The following is a 12,314-nucleotide window of genomic DNA, read 5'->3' as shown; positions in this document are numbered from 1 at the left end:
TGGAAATGCGCGCAGATCTGTTGATTGTCGGTGCCGGTATGGTCGGCAGCGCCCTGGCCCTGGCGTTGCGCCACAGTGGCTTGCAAATCCTCTTGCTCGACGGCGGCCCGCTGACGGTCAAGCCGTTCGATGCCCAGGCCCCGTTCGAGCCGCGTGTCAGCGCGCTGTCGGCAGCCAGCCAGCGCATCCTCGAGCGCCTTGGCGCTTGGGATGGCATCGCCCGCCGGCGTGCCACGCCATACTCGGACATGCATGTATGGGATGGCAGCGGCACCGGGCAGATTCACTTCTCGGCGGCCAGCGTGCATGCCCAGGTGCTCGGCCACATCGTCGAGAACCGGGTGGTGCAGGATGGCCTGCTGGAGCGCCTGCATGACAGCGATATCGGCCTGCTGCCCAATGCGCGGCTCGAACAGCTGCGACGCTCCGGCGATGAGTGGCTGCTGACCCTCGCCGATGGCCGCCAGCTGCGTGCGCCGCTGGTGATCGCGGCCGACGGTGCCAACTCGGCAGTGCGGCGCCTGGCCGGCTGCGCAACCCGCGAGTGGGATTACCTGCACCACGCCATTGTCACCAGCGTGCGTTGCAGCGCCGGGCACCAGGCCACGGCCTGGCAGCGCTTTACCGACGAAGGACCATTGGCGTTCCTGCCGCTGACCCGCGACGGCCAGCAGGACTGGTGCTCGATCGTGTGGTCGACCACCCCGGAGCATGCCGAGCAGTTGATGGCGCTGGATGAAGCTGCGTTCCTGAAGGCCCTTGAGCGGGCATTCGAGGGGCGCCTGGGTGATGTACTGCAGGCCGACCCTCGGGTGTGCGTGCCGCTGCGCCAGCGCCACGCCAAGCGCTATGTGGATGAAGGCCTGGCATTGATCGGCGATGCCGCGCACACCATTCATCCGCTGGCCGGGCAGGGCGTCAACCTGGGCTTCCTCGATGCTGCGGTGCTGGCCGAGGTGCTGGTCAACGCCTGTGAGCGTGGCGAGCGGCTGGCGGATGTGAAGGTGCTGAGCCGTTACGAGCGGCGGCGCATGCCGCACAACCTGGCGCTGATGGCGGCGATGGAAGGGTTCGAGCGGTTGTTCCAGGCCAACCCGTTGCCGTTGCGCTGGTTGCGTAACAGCGGGTTGAAGCTGGTGGAGCAGATGCCGGAGGCCAAGGCGATGTTCGTGCGGCAGGCGCTGGGTTTGAGCGGTGACCTGCCGGATCTGGCCAAAGCCTGAGCTTGCTGGAGTCCTGTGGGAGCGGGCATGCCCGCGAAACAGGCAACGCGGTGTATGGCACCGGCTTTGCCGGTGTTCGCGGGCTTGCCCGCTCCCACAGGAACCTTGCAACTGTTATCCCTCTGCAACATCCGGTAACGCCTATGTAGATGAGTCGGAAAATGGGATTCACTACCATTTGCGCCTCTCATACGATCCGAGGAGTGCTTTCCATGTTGCCACGCAAGCCCCTACTGGCCGCCCTGGCCCTGACCCTGTTCGGCGGCACCGCCCAGGCAGCGGACGAAGTGGTGGTGTACTCCTCGCGCATCGACGAGCTTATCAAGCCGGTGTTCGATGCCTATACCGCCAAGACTGGGGTCAAGATCAAGTTCATCACCGACAAGGAAGCCCCGCTGATGCAGCGCATCAAGGCCGAGGGCGAAAACGGCGTGGCCGATCTGCTGCTGACCGTCGATGCCGGCAACCTGTGGCAGGCTGAGCAGATGGGCATCCTGCAGCCGATCAAGTCAGACATCATCGACCAGAACATCCCGTCGCAGTACCGCGCCTCGTCCCACGACTGGACCGGCCTGAGCCTGCGCGCGCGCACCATCATCTACTCCACCGAGCGGGTCAAGCCGCAAGAGCTGAGCACCTACGAAGCCCTGGCCGACAAGCAGTGGGAAGGCCGCCTGTGCCTGCGCACGGCGAAGAAGGTATACAACCAGTCGCTGACCGCCACCCTGATCGAAACCCACGGCGAGGCGAAGACCGAGCAGATCGTCAAAGGCTGGGTCAACAACCTGTCCACCGACGTGTTCTCCGACGACAACGCAGTGATCCAGGCCATCGAGGCCGGCCAGTGCGACGTGGGCGTGGTCAACACCTATTACTACGGCCGCCTGCACAACCAGAACCCGAAACTGCCGGTGAAAATCTTCTGGCCCAACCAGGGTGACCGTGGCGTGCATGTGAACCTGTCGGGCATCGGCCTGACCAAGCATGCGCCACACCCGGAGGCGGCGAAGAAGCTGGTGGAATGGATGACCGGTGAAGAGGCGCAGAAGCTGTTCGCCGACATCAACCAGGAGTTCCCGGCCAACCCGAAGGTCAAGCCATCGGAAGAAGTGGCAGCGTGGGGCAGCTTCAAGGCTGACAGCATTCCGGTTGAAATCGCTGGCAAGCGCCAGGCTGAAGCGATTCGCTTGATGGATCGGGCTGGCTGGAACTAAGCGCCAGGCTTTATCCTTCCGGGGCCTGCAAGGGCCCTTTCGCGGGTAAACCCGCTCCCACAGGGACCGCACAACCCTCAAAGGCAGTGCAGATCCTGTGGGAGCGGGTTTACCCGCGAACGACCGCGCAGCGGTCGCCATCGCAATCGAGAATCAAACCTTGCCCCACGCCCCCCAACGCCGCTGGTACCTCCCGGTCACCCTGGTCGCCGCCCTGGTGCTCCTGCCCCTGAGCGTCCTGCTGCTGTCCTGGCAGTCGATCGACCTGCAGATCTGGTCGCACCTGCTCGACACCCAGATGACTCGCCTGCTGGGCAATACCCTGACGCTGGTGGCGGGTGTGGGCTTCGGCGTCACGGTACTGGGGGTCAGCCTGGCCTGGTTGACCAGCCTCTGCGAGTTCCCTGGCCGGCGCTGGCTGGACTGGGCGCTGATGCTACCGTTCGCCATCCCGGCCTATGTGCTGGCGTTCGTCTTCGTCGGCCTGCTGGACTTCGCCGGCCCAGTGCAGAGTGCCCTGCGCGAGGTGTTCGGGCCGATTCGCCTGCCGCGGGTTCGCTCCACCGGCGGGGTGATCGTCGTACTGGTGCTGGTGTTCTACCCCTATGTCTACCTGTTGGCGCGCAGCGCATTCCTGGCCCAGGGCAAGGGCCTGATGGAAGCCGCGCGGGTGCTGGGGCTGTCCCCGCTGCAAGCGTTCTGGCGCGTGGCCCTGCCCATGGCTCGGCCTGCGATCGGCGCCGGTATTGCCCTGGCCCTGATGGAAACCTTGGCCGACTTCGGGGCGGTGGCGGTATTCAACTTCGACACTTTCACCACGGCCATCTACAAGACATGGTACGGCTTCTTCAGCCTGTCCAGCGCTGCCCAGCTGGCCAGCCTGCTGCTGCTGGCGGTGATGCTGGTGCTGTATGGCGAGCGCCGTGCCAGGGGGGCCAGCCGCAGCGGCAACGAGCGGCCGCGCGGGCAGGCGCTGTACCACCTGCACGGGGTCAAGGCGTTGCTGGCCAGCGGTTGGTGCTTGCTGGTGTTCGCCTGCGCCTTCGTCATCCCGCTGCTGCAACTGCTGGCGTGGTTCTGGCAGCGTGGCCGACATGACCTGGACGAGCGCTATGTCGGCCTGGTGTTGCACACCCTGTACCTGGGCGGTATGGCGGCGCTGGTCACGGTGTGCGTGGCGTTGCTGCTGGCCTTCGCCCGGCGCCAGGCGCCGACGGGCGGTATCCGCGCCGGAGTAGGCCTGGCCAACCTGGGCTATGCCTTGCCCGGCTCGGTGCTGGCGGTGTCGATCATGCTGGCCTTCAGTTACCTCGACAACCACCTGGTCATCCCGCTGTCCAACTGGCTGGGCGGTGCCGGCAAGCCGCTGCTGCTGGGCAGCCTGGCCGCATTGCTACTGGCCTACCTGGTGCGCTTCATCGCGGTGGCCTACGGGCCGCTGGAGAGCAGCCTGGAGCGTATCCGCCCGTCACTGCCCGAGGCGTCCCGCAGCCTGGGCGTCGGTGGCGCGGGGTTGTTTTTCAAGGTGTATCTGCCGCTGCTGGTGCCTGGCGCGCTCAGCGCCGCCCTGCTGGTGTTCGTCGACGTGCTCAAGGAAATGCCGGCCACCTTGCTGATGCGCCCGTTCGGCTGGGATACCTTGGCGGTACGGGTGTTCGAGATGACCAGCGAGGGTGAGTGGGCGCGTGCATCGCTGCCGGCACTGACCTTGGTGCTGGTGGGCCTGCTGCCGGTCATCGGCCTGATCCGCCGTTCGGCACGTCGACCTGGTCACAGTCACTGAGGGTGCCAGCCCGCGCCCTTGCGGCTACAATGCGCGGCATTCGCGCGGCGGGTCCTACACAAGAAGAGCTGACGACCCGACGTCATCGACCGCCGCCGCTTCGCCACGCCCGGAAGGAGAAACCCATGGGACAGCGCACGCTTTTGTATGACCTGCACCTGGCGCTTGGCGCCAAGACGGTCGATTTCGGTGGCTGGGACATGCCCCTGCACTATGGCTCGCAGGTCGAGGAGCACCATCAGGTGCGCAGCGATTGCGGGGTGTTCGATGTTTCCCACATGACCGTGATCGATGTCGATGGTAGCGACGCCACTGCCTGGTTGCAGCGTCTGCTGGCCAACGACGTGGCCCGCCTCGACGACACCGGCAAGGCGCTGTACAGCCCGCTGTTGCAGGAACAGGGCAGGGTGATCGACGACCTGATCGTCTACCGCACACAACCTGGCTATCGCCTGGTCACCAACGCCGCCACCCGTGCCAAGGTACTCGACTGGCTGCAGCGGCAGCGTGAAGGTTTTGCCGTGGACTTCCAGGTCCGCCCAGACCTGGCCATCCTTGCCATCCAGGGCCCGCATGCTCGAGAAAAGGTTGCAGCCCTGCTCAGCCCCTCGCGTGCTGCGCTGATCCGCGAACTGCGTCCTTTCGAAGGCTTTGCCGAAGGCGACTGGTTCATTGCCCGCACCGGTTATACCGGTGAAGACGGCCTGGAGATCATCCTCCCCGGCGAGCAGGCCGTGGCCTTCTTCAACGACCTGGTCGGTGCCGGCATCGCCCCCAGCGGCCTTGGTGCCCGCGATACCCTGCGCCTGGAAGCCGGCATGAACCTGTACGGCCAGGACATCGACGAAAACCACACACCGCTCACCTCCAACCTCGGCTGGAGCATCGCCTGGGAGCCTGCCGAGCGCGACTTCATCGGGCGCGCCGGGCTGCTGGCGGAAATCGAGCACGGCGTGCAGGAAAAACTGGTCGGCCTGGTGCTGGAAGAGCGTGGCGTGCTGCGTGCCCACCAGGTGGTGCGTGTAGCCGGGATTGGCGAAGGGGAGATCACCAGTGGTAGTTTCTCGCCTACGCTGAGCAAGTCCATTGCCCTTGCACGCGTGCCCATGGCCACCGGCGACCGGGCCGAGGTGGAAATTCGCAGCAAGTGGTACCCGGTGCGGGTGGTCAAACCGACCTTCGTGCGCCACGGCAAGATTTTGATCTGAACAATATTTAACCGGCGGGTGTACCGCTGAGCCAATCGAGGAATTCAAGACATGAGCAATATCCCCGCCGACCTGCGTTTTGCCGAAAGCCACGAGTGGGCTCGCCTGGAAGCCGACGGCACCGTGACCGTGGGTATCAGCGATCACGCCCAGCAAGCCCTGGGTGACGTGGTGTTCGTCGAGTTGGCCGAAGTCGGCAAGGTATTCGCCGCTGGCGATGCGGCCGGTGTGGTCGAGTCGGTCAAGGCCGCTTCGGACATCTACGCCCCGGTCGGTGGCGAAGTGATTGCGGTCAACGAAGAGCTGGCTGACAGCCCTGAGCTTCTCAACGAAGAACCTTACGATTCGTGGATCTTCAAGCTGAAGCCAAGCAACCCGGCCGAGCTGGACAAGCTGCTGGATGCTGCGGGCTACAAGGCCGCGATCGGCGAGTAAGACCGCGTCGCCTTCTTCGCGGCTAAAGCCGCTCCCACAGGGACTGCACAGCGTCTGATACCTGTGCGGTCCCTGTGGAGCGGCTTTAGCCGCGAAGAGGCCGGGCCTGCGAGCAACTTTCCCCGCAGAATCGGCAATCCCTTCCTAGACTTGTAAGTCTCCATGAGAGCTGTTCCAGGAAGAGAGCGTCGTCATGTCCCAGTCGCCATCCCTGCATCAACTGCAAGAGCTCAACCCGTTCCTGCGTCGCCACCTGGGCCCGGATGCCACGGAGCAGCAGGCCATGCTCAATGCGCTGGGTGTCGCCAGCCGCAGTGAGCTGATCGAGCAGACCGTACCGCCAGACATCCGCCTCAACCGCCCCCTCGACCTGCCGCCGGCACTGGACGAACAGGCCGCTCTGGCCAAGCTCGCCGGTTACGCCGGGCAGAACCAGGTCTGGACCAGCCTGATCGGCATGGGCTACCACGGCACCATCACCCCCACGGTCATCCTGCGCAACGTGCTGGAAAACCCGGGCTGGTACACCGCCTACACGCCCTATCAGCCCGAGATTGCCCAAGGCCGGCTGGAGGCGCTGCTGAACTTCCAGCAGATGGTCATCGACCTCACCGGGCTGGCCCTGGCCAATGCCTCGCTGCTCGACGAAGCCACCGCCGCCGCCGAGGCAATGGCCCTGGCCAAGCGGGTGGCGCGCAACAAGAGCAATGCCTTCTTCGCCGATGAGCACTGTCACCCGCAAACCCTGTCGGTACTCAAGACCCGTGCCGAGGGCTTCGGCTTCGAGCTGATCGTCGACTCTGTGGATAACCTTGGCAAACACGCGGTTTTCGGGGCCTTGCTGCAGTACCCGGATACCCACGGCGAGGTGCGCGACCTGCGCCCGCTGATCGACCATTTGCACAGCCAGCATGCCCTGGCCTGCGTTGCCGCCGACCTGCTCAGCCTGGTGGTGCTGGCACCGCCTGGGGAGCTGGGTGCCGATGTGGTGCTGGGCTCGACCCAGCGCTTTGGCGTACCGATGGGCTATGGCGGCCCCCACGCGGCCTATTTCGCCTGCCGCGATGACTACAAGCGAGCCATGCCGGGGCGCATCATCGGCGTGTCGCGCGATGCCCGTGGCAACACCGCGTTGCGCATGGCCCTGCAGACCCGCGAGCAGCATATCCGCCGCGAGAAGGCCAACTCCAACATCTGCACGGCCCAGGTGCTGCTGGCCAACATTGCCGGCTTCTACGCGGTGTACCACGGCCCGGAAGGCCTGCAGCGCATTGCCCAGCGCGTGCACCGGCTGACCTTCATCCTGGCCGCCGGCCTCGAGGCCAAGGGCATCAAGCGCCTCAACCAGCACTTCTTCGACACCCTTACCCTGGACGTCGGCGGTGCCCAGGCGGCCATCATCGAAAGCGCCGAGGCCGCCCAGATCAACCTGCGAATCCTTGGCCGCGGGCATCTGGGCGTGAGCCTGGACGAGACCTGCTCGGAGCAGACGGTGCTGCGCCTGTTCGATATCTTCCTGGGGGTGGACCACGGCCTGGATATAGCCGCACTCGACCAGCTGGCCCTGCCCGAAGGCATTCCTGCCAGCCTGGTGCGGCGCACGCCGTTCCTCGGCCACCCGGTGTTCAACCTGCACCACAGCGAAACCGAGATGCTGCGCTACCTCAAGCAACTCGAGAACAAGGACCTGGCGCTGAACCAGTCGATGATCCCGCTGGGCTCGTGCACCATGAAGCTCAACGCTACCAGCGAGATGATCCCCATCACCTGGCCCGGCTTTGCCCAGCTGCACCCGTTTGCCCCGGCGGCCCAGGCCACCGGCTTCAAGGCGATGATCGACGAACTGGAAAGCTGGCTGTGCGCCATTACCGGCTTCGATGCCATCTGTATGCAGCCCAACTCCGGCGCCCAGGGCGAGTACGCCGGCCTGATGGCCATTACCCGCTACCACCGTAGCCGCCACCAGCCGCAACGCACGCTGTGCCTGATCCCGTCGTCGGCCCACGGCACCAACCCGGCATCGGCGCAAATGGCCGGCATGGAGGTGGTGATCGTCGATTGCGACGACGATGGCAACGTCGACCTGGCCGATCTCAAGGCCAAGGCCCACTCGGCCGGGGATCGGTTGTCGTGCCTGATGATCACTTACCCATCGACCCACGGCGTGTACGAGGAGGGGATTCGCGAAATCTGCGAAGTGGTCCACCAGCATGGTGGCCAGGTGTACATGGATGGCGCCAACCTCAATGCCCAGGTGGGCCTGGCGCGTCCGGCGGATATCGGCGCCGACGTTTCACACATGAACCTGCACAAGACCTTCTGCATCCCCCACGGTGGTGGCGGCCCGGGCATGGGCCCGATCGGCATTCGCGCGCACCTCAAGCCGTTCGTTGCCAGCCACCCGGTGGTACCGGTACCCGGCCTGGACCCGAACAACAGCGCGGTCAGTGCTGCGCCCTGGGGCAGTGCGAGCATTTTGCCGATCAGCTGGATGTACATAGCCATGATGGGCCCGCAACTGGCCGATGCCAGCGAGGTGGCGATCCTCTCGGCCAATTACCTGGCCAGCCAGCTGGGTGGTGCCTTCCCGGTGCTCTACCGCGGGCGCAACCAGCGGGTGGCGCATGAGTGCATCCTCGACCTGCGGCCGCTGAAGGCGCTGACCGGCATCAGTGAAGAGGACGTGGCCAAGCGCCTGATGGACTATGGCTTCCATGCCCCGACCATGTCGTTCCCGGTGCCGGGCACGCTGATGGTCGAGCCGACCGAGAGTGAATCGAAGGCTGAACTGGACCGCTTCGTCGAGGCGATGCTGGCGATTAGGGCGGAAATTGGCGAAGTTCAGGAGGGCAACTGGCCGGCGGAGAACAATCCGCTCAAGCATGCGCCGCATACCCTGGCCGATGTGCTAGCGGAGTGGGACAGGCCTTACAGCCTGGAGCAGGCGGTGGCGCCCAGTGCTCACGTGCGCCAGCACAAGTACTGGCCAGCGGTGAACCGGGTCGACAACGTTTATGGGGACAGGAATCTGTTCTGTGCTTGTGTGCCGGTGGAGGCGTATCGCTAATTGTGGTTTGCCTGTGCCCGCCCCTTCGCGGGTAAACCCGCTCCTACAGGGCTTGTACAAGTTTCGAATACTGTGCAGTACCTGTGGGAGCGGGTTCACCCGCGAAGCAGGCGACGCGGTTACTCGGCTACCGCATTCTTGGCCAAGATGGCATTGGCCAGTTCCATGTCGGAAGCCTGCATCCCTGGGTTCTCCGCGCGGGCCTGACGAATCGCCGCTTCGAGGAACGGCCCACGGATCGCGCCTTCGCTGGCCACGAAGCTGCCGGCGTCATCCTGCGCCGCCATCACCAGCTTGTGATCCCCGGAAGTCAGGTAGCTCGATGCCGTGGTAGCACCAGTAGTCATCACGTTACGCCAGAAGGTATCGGCCATGGCCGAGCCGATAGGCAGCGAAAGCAAGGCAGCGGCAGCGATGGCGGTTTTGAAACGCATGTTGAAACACCTCGAAGGGTGAGGGTTGAAGATGCGCGATTTGATCCTGTCGCAGGGGTGCAAGTTCCTTGAATACAAAGGATTTTTGCTCAGGAACAGGCCCGTAGCACTTCCTCTTGGCGGGTCTGCCCGCAGGCTACCTTGGCATCGCCGCAGCGACGCAGATCGAGCAATCCGTCGGCCACGGCCTGACGACGCAAACTGGCCAGATCGCTGTCCGGGCCTATCAGGGCGCGCAGGCTGTCGCTGGGTATCAGCAGCTCGAACAACCCTGTGCGGCCATGGAACCCCGTGCCACGACAGGTACGGCATGGCTGCCCTTCGCGCAGCGCTGTATCACCCCGGCAATCCGCGCACAGTGTGCGCACCAGTCGCTGGGCCATGACCCCCACCAGCGTCGCCTTGATCAGGTAGTCGGCCACACCCAGTTCCTGCAGGCGGGTGATCGCGCCACAGGCGTCGTTGGTATGCAGGGTCGACAGCACCAGGTGCCCGGTCAGGGCTGCCTGCACCGCCACCAGGGCGGTCTCGCGATCACGGATTTCGCCGATCATGATGATGTCCGGGTCCTGGCGCAGCATGGCCCGCACACCATTGGCGAATCCCAGGTCCAGGGCGGGTTGCACCTGCAACTGGTTGAAGGCGGGTTCCAGGCGCTCGATCGGGTCTTCGATGGTGCACAGGTTGACCTGCGGCGTGGCCAGCAGCTTGAGGCTGGCGTAGAGCGTGCTGGTCTTGCCGGACCCGGTAGGGCCGGTAACCAGGATGATGCCCTGACGATGATGCAGCAGGCCTTGCCACTGGTCCAGTTGCGCCCCGTCCAGGCCGAGCCGGTCGAAGCCTTCTTGCAACTGATGCGGGTCGAACAGGCGCAGCACCAGTTTCTCGCCGAACGGCGTCGGCAAGGTCGACAGCCGCAGTTCCACCTCGCCGCCGCCAGGCAGGCGGCTTTGCAGCCGGCCATCCTGCGGCCGGCGCTTTTCCGCGACGTCCATGCGCCCCAGGTGTTTCAGGCGGCTGACCAGCGCCAAGGTCACGCCGGCAGGGAAGGCATAGACGTTGTGCAGCAGGCCGTCGATGCGGTAGCGCAGCTGGCCCTGTTCGCGGCGTGGTTCCAGGTGGATATCGCTGGCGCGTTGCTCGATGGCGTACTGCAGCAGCCAGTCGACGATATGCACGATGTGCGCGTCGTCCGCACTGGCCTCGGCCTGGCGCTTGCCCAGCTCCAGCAGCTGTTCGAGTTCGCCCAGGCTGGCTGACTGCTGGTGTTGCGCGCCCTTTACCGATTGGGCCAGGCGGTGGAACGACTGCCCTGCCTGGCGGACCTGCTGCGGGCTGGCCAGAACGCGCCGGATCGGCCGGCCCAGGCTGCGGGTGAGGTCGGCCAGCCAGTCGTCCTGGTAGGGCTGGGCGCTGGCGACGGTGACGCTGGAGGCGTCTGCGGCGACGATAAGGATGCCGTGGCGCTGGGCGAAGGCCGGGGATATCAGGCCGGTGACCTGGGGCAGGTCCAGTTGCAGCGGGTCGATGCGCAGGTAGGGCTGGCCGACCTTGTTGGCCAGCCATTGGCAGAGGCGGTCCAGGTCCAGGGACTGGCCAGGGTGCCGGCGGTCTTCCAGGGCGCAGGCGGCGATCTGTTCCAGCGGGTGGGCGGTGGGGTGATTGGCGGCGTGCTCGAGTACCTGCAGGGTGTCGTTGGCGTACAGGTGCTGGTCGGCGAGCAGGACCTGGAGCACGCGCTTGAGGTCGAGTGCCGGGTTGTCGGGGGTATGCATGGTTGGCGTCCGTGCCTGATAGGGGAGTGCTGATCAAGGCTAGCCGGGCGAGGGAGGGTTACCGAGGGTGAAAGGTTTCGAAATTTTGCTTTGCTTGTGCCGGCCTCTTCGCGGGTAAACCCGCTCCCACAGGACCGCACAAACTTGAATGTTGTGCAGTACCTGTGGGAGCGGGTTTACCCGCGAAGAGGCCGGCACAAGCACCGAGCATGGCTCAGACCACCGCCAGCTCCACCCGCTGCAGGTTGCTCAGGCTCACTTCACCCACACACACCAGGTTACGCAGTTTTTGCGCAATCACCTCAGCCCGGTGCCAGCTCAGGCCGCCGATGCCGACCTCGATATCCAACCAGTCATCCTGCTGGCTGACCTGCACGCTGTGCGGGGTCAGGAACTGCAAGGCAAACAGGTTGAGCACCCGGCACAGGCTGTCAGGCTCGGCCTCGGCCTGCAGGCGATAGTGCACGGTGCTGTGGGCGCTGCTGGCGGCCCAGGCGTCGGTACGGGGCTGTGCGTTCATGCTGGTCTCCGCAAATGTTGGGGAAATTCTTGCACGTTGGTGGCGGTATTTTTTCGCTATGATTTGATCATTTCGCTGTATTGGCGAATTGATCTATTCATAAAGTTATTCTCCGGAGAATTGTTTATGCACAGCGATCTGGATGCCTACGACCGCCGTATCCTTGAACTGCTGCAGGAGGACGCTTCGCTGTCCAGCGCGCAGATCGCCGAACGCGTGGGGCTGTCGCAATCGCCGTGCTGGCGGCGTATCCAGCGGTTGAAGGAGGAGGGAGTGATTCGTGGGCAGGTGACCTTGCTGGACCGCAAGAAGGTCGGCCTGAACACGCAGATTTTCGCCGAGGTGAAACTGAACGCCCACGGGCGCTCCAACTTCACAGAGTTCACCGACGCGATCCGCGGGTTTCCGGAGGTGCTGGAGTGTTATGTGCTGATGGGGTCGGTGGACTTTCTGTTGCGCATCGTCACCCCGGATATCGAGGCTTATGAACGGTTCTTCTTCGAAAAGCTGTCGAACGTGCCGGGGATTCAGGAGGTGAACTCGATCGTGGCGCTGTCGGAGATCAAGTCCACCACCAGCCTGCCACTGTCGCGCTGAGGCATTCGCGGGTAAACCCGCTCCCACAGGGTTATCAGTGAGCCAGAGAGCAGCGCGA

Annotated in this window: 10 protein-coding genes; 7 read left to right on the top strand and 3 right to left on the bottom strand. The window is 64.7% G+C overall.

Annotated elements, in window-relative coordinates:
- The first annotated feature begins 5 nt into the window (after positions 1-5).
- From RR51_RS00050 to gcvP, 6 genes are all read left to right on the top strand, one after another.
- Positions 6-1,223, top strand: a complete 1,218-nt coding sequence (locus tag RR51_RS00050; RefSeq protein ID WP_177328631.1) for a 2-octaprenyl-3-methyl-6-methoxy-1,4-benzoquinol hydroxylase — start codon at positions 6-8, stop codon at positions 1,221-1,223.
- A 212-nt stretch (positions 1,224-1,435) separates the two neighbouring features.
- Positions 1,436-2,437, top strand: coding sequence for an extracellular solute-binding protein (locus RR51_RS00045; RefSeq protein WP_013974718.1), 1,002 nt, complete (start codon positions 1,436-1,438; stop codon positions 2,435-2,437).
- Positions 2,438-2,597: 160 nt separating this feature from the next.
- Entirely contained in the window at positions 2,598-4,220 is a 1,623-nt protein-coding gene (locus RR51_RS00040) for an ABC transporter permease (RefSeq protein WP_039612289.1), read from the top strand.
- Positions 4,221-4,345: 125 nt separating this feature from the next.
- A complete protein-coding gene (gene gcvT, locus RR51_RS00035) occupies positions 4,346-5,428 on the top strand; it encodes a glycine cleavage system aminomethyltransferase GcvT (RefSeq protein ID WP_039612288.1) in 1,083 nt (360 codons plus the stop codon).
- Positions 5,429-5,479: 51 nt separating this feature from the next.
- Positions 5,480-5,863 carry a glycine cleavage system protein GcvH gene (gene gcvH / locus RR51_RS00030; protein WP_039612287.1) on the top strand — a complete coding sequence of 128 codons (384 nt, stop codon included), beginning with the start codon at positions 5,480-5,482 and terminating at the stop codon, positions 5,861-5,863.
- Between the two features lie 193 nt (positions 5,864-6,056).
- Positions 6,057-8,930, top strand: coding sequence for an aminomethyl-transferring glycine dehydrogenase (gene gcvP / locus RR51_RS00025; RefSeq protein ID WP_039612286.1), 2,874 nt, complete (start codon positions 6,057-6,059; stop codon positions 8,928-8,930).
- Positions 8,931-9,049: 119 nt separating this feature from the next.
- Here the strand turns inward: gcvP and RR51_RS00020 are convergent, their stop codons facing one another.
- The 3 genes from RR51_RS00020 to RR51_RS00010 all read right to left on the bottom strand — a co-directional run bounded on the left by RR51_RS00020 (position 9,050) and on the right by RR51_RS00010 (position 11,659).
- On the bottom strand, positions 9,050-9,364 hold the full coding sequence (locus RR51_RS00020) for a DUF2388 domain-containing protein (RefSeq protein ID WP_003259356.1): 315 nt from the start codon (positions 9,362-9,364) through the stop codon (positions 9,050-9,052).
- Positions 9,365-9,453: 89 nt separating this feature from the next.
- Positions 9,454-11,139 (bottom strand): GspE/PulE family protein, encoded by a 1,686-nt coding sequence (locus RR51_RS00015; RefSeq protein ID WP_039612285.1) that lies wholly within the window; start codon positions 11,137-11,139, stop codon positions 9,454-9,456.
- Between the two features lie 214 nt (positions 11,140-11,353).
- Entirely contained in the window at positions 11,354-11,659 is a 306-nt protein-coding gene (locus RR51_RS00010; RefSeq protein ID WP_003259353.1) for a hypothetical protein, read from the bottom strand.
- 126 nt (positions 11,660-11,785) lie between these two features.
- On the opposite strand from RR51_RS00010, the gene RR51_RS00005 reads away from it, so the two are divergent.
- Positions 11,786-12,256: an Lrp/AsnC family transcriptional regulator gene (locus RR51_RS00005; protein WP_039612284.1), complete on the top strand. Its 471-nt coding sequence runs from the start codon at positions 11,786-11,788 to the stop codon at positions 12,254-12,256.
- The last annotated feature ends 58 nt before the right edge of the window (positions 12,257-12,314 follow it).

Source organism: Pseudomonas sp. C5pp (assembly GCF_000814065.1).
Classification (GTDB): Bacteria; Pseudomonadota; Gammaproteobacteria; order Pseudomonadales; family Pseudomonadaceae; genus Aquipseudomonas; species Aquipseudomonas asiatica.
This window is presented reverse-complemented; position numbering and strand designations above follow the sequence as displayed.

What these genes read in the sequence shown, in the direction of transcription:
- RR51_RS00005 (WP_039612284.1), top strand. Translation starts at nt 11,786, where the DNA reads ATGCACAGCGATCTGGATGCCTACGACCGCCGTATCCTTGAACTGCTG.
- RR51_RS00010 (WP_003259353.1), bottom strand. Translation starts at nt 11,659, where the DNA reads ATGAACGCACAGCCCCGTACCGACGCCTGGGCCGCCAGCAGCGCCCAC.
- gcvH (WP_039612287.1), top strand. Translation starts at nt 5,480, where the DNA reads ATGAGCAATATCCCCGCCGACCTGCGTTTTGCCGAAAGCCACGAGTGG.
- RR51_RS00050 (WP_177328631.1), top strand. Translation starts at nt 6, where the DNA reads ATGCGCGCAGATCTGTTGATTGTCGGTGCCGGTATGGTCGGCAGCGCC.
- gcvT (WP_039612288.1), top strand. Translation starts at nt 4,346, where the DNA reads ATGGGACAGCGCACGCTTTTGTATGACCTGCACCTGGCGCTTGGCGCC.
- RR51_RS00020 (WP_003259356.1), bottom strand. Translation starts at nt 9,364, where the DNA reads ATGCGTTTCAAAACCGCCATCGCTGCCGCTGCCTTGCTTTCGCTGCCT.
- RR51_RS00015 (WP_039612285.1), bottom strand. Translation starts at nt 11,139, where the DNA reads ATGCATACCCCCGACAACCCGGCACTCGACCTCAAGCGCGTGCTCCAG.
- RR51_RS00045 (WP_013974718.1), top strand. Translation starts at nt 1,436, where the DNA reads ATGTTGCCACGCAAGCCCCTACTGGCCGCCCTGGCCCTGACCCTGTTC.
- gcvP (WP_039612286.1), top strand. Translation starts at nt 6,057, where the DNA reads ATGTCCCAGTCGCCATCCCTGCATCAACTGCAAGAGCTCAACCCGTTC.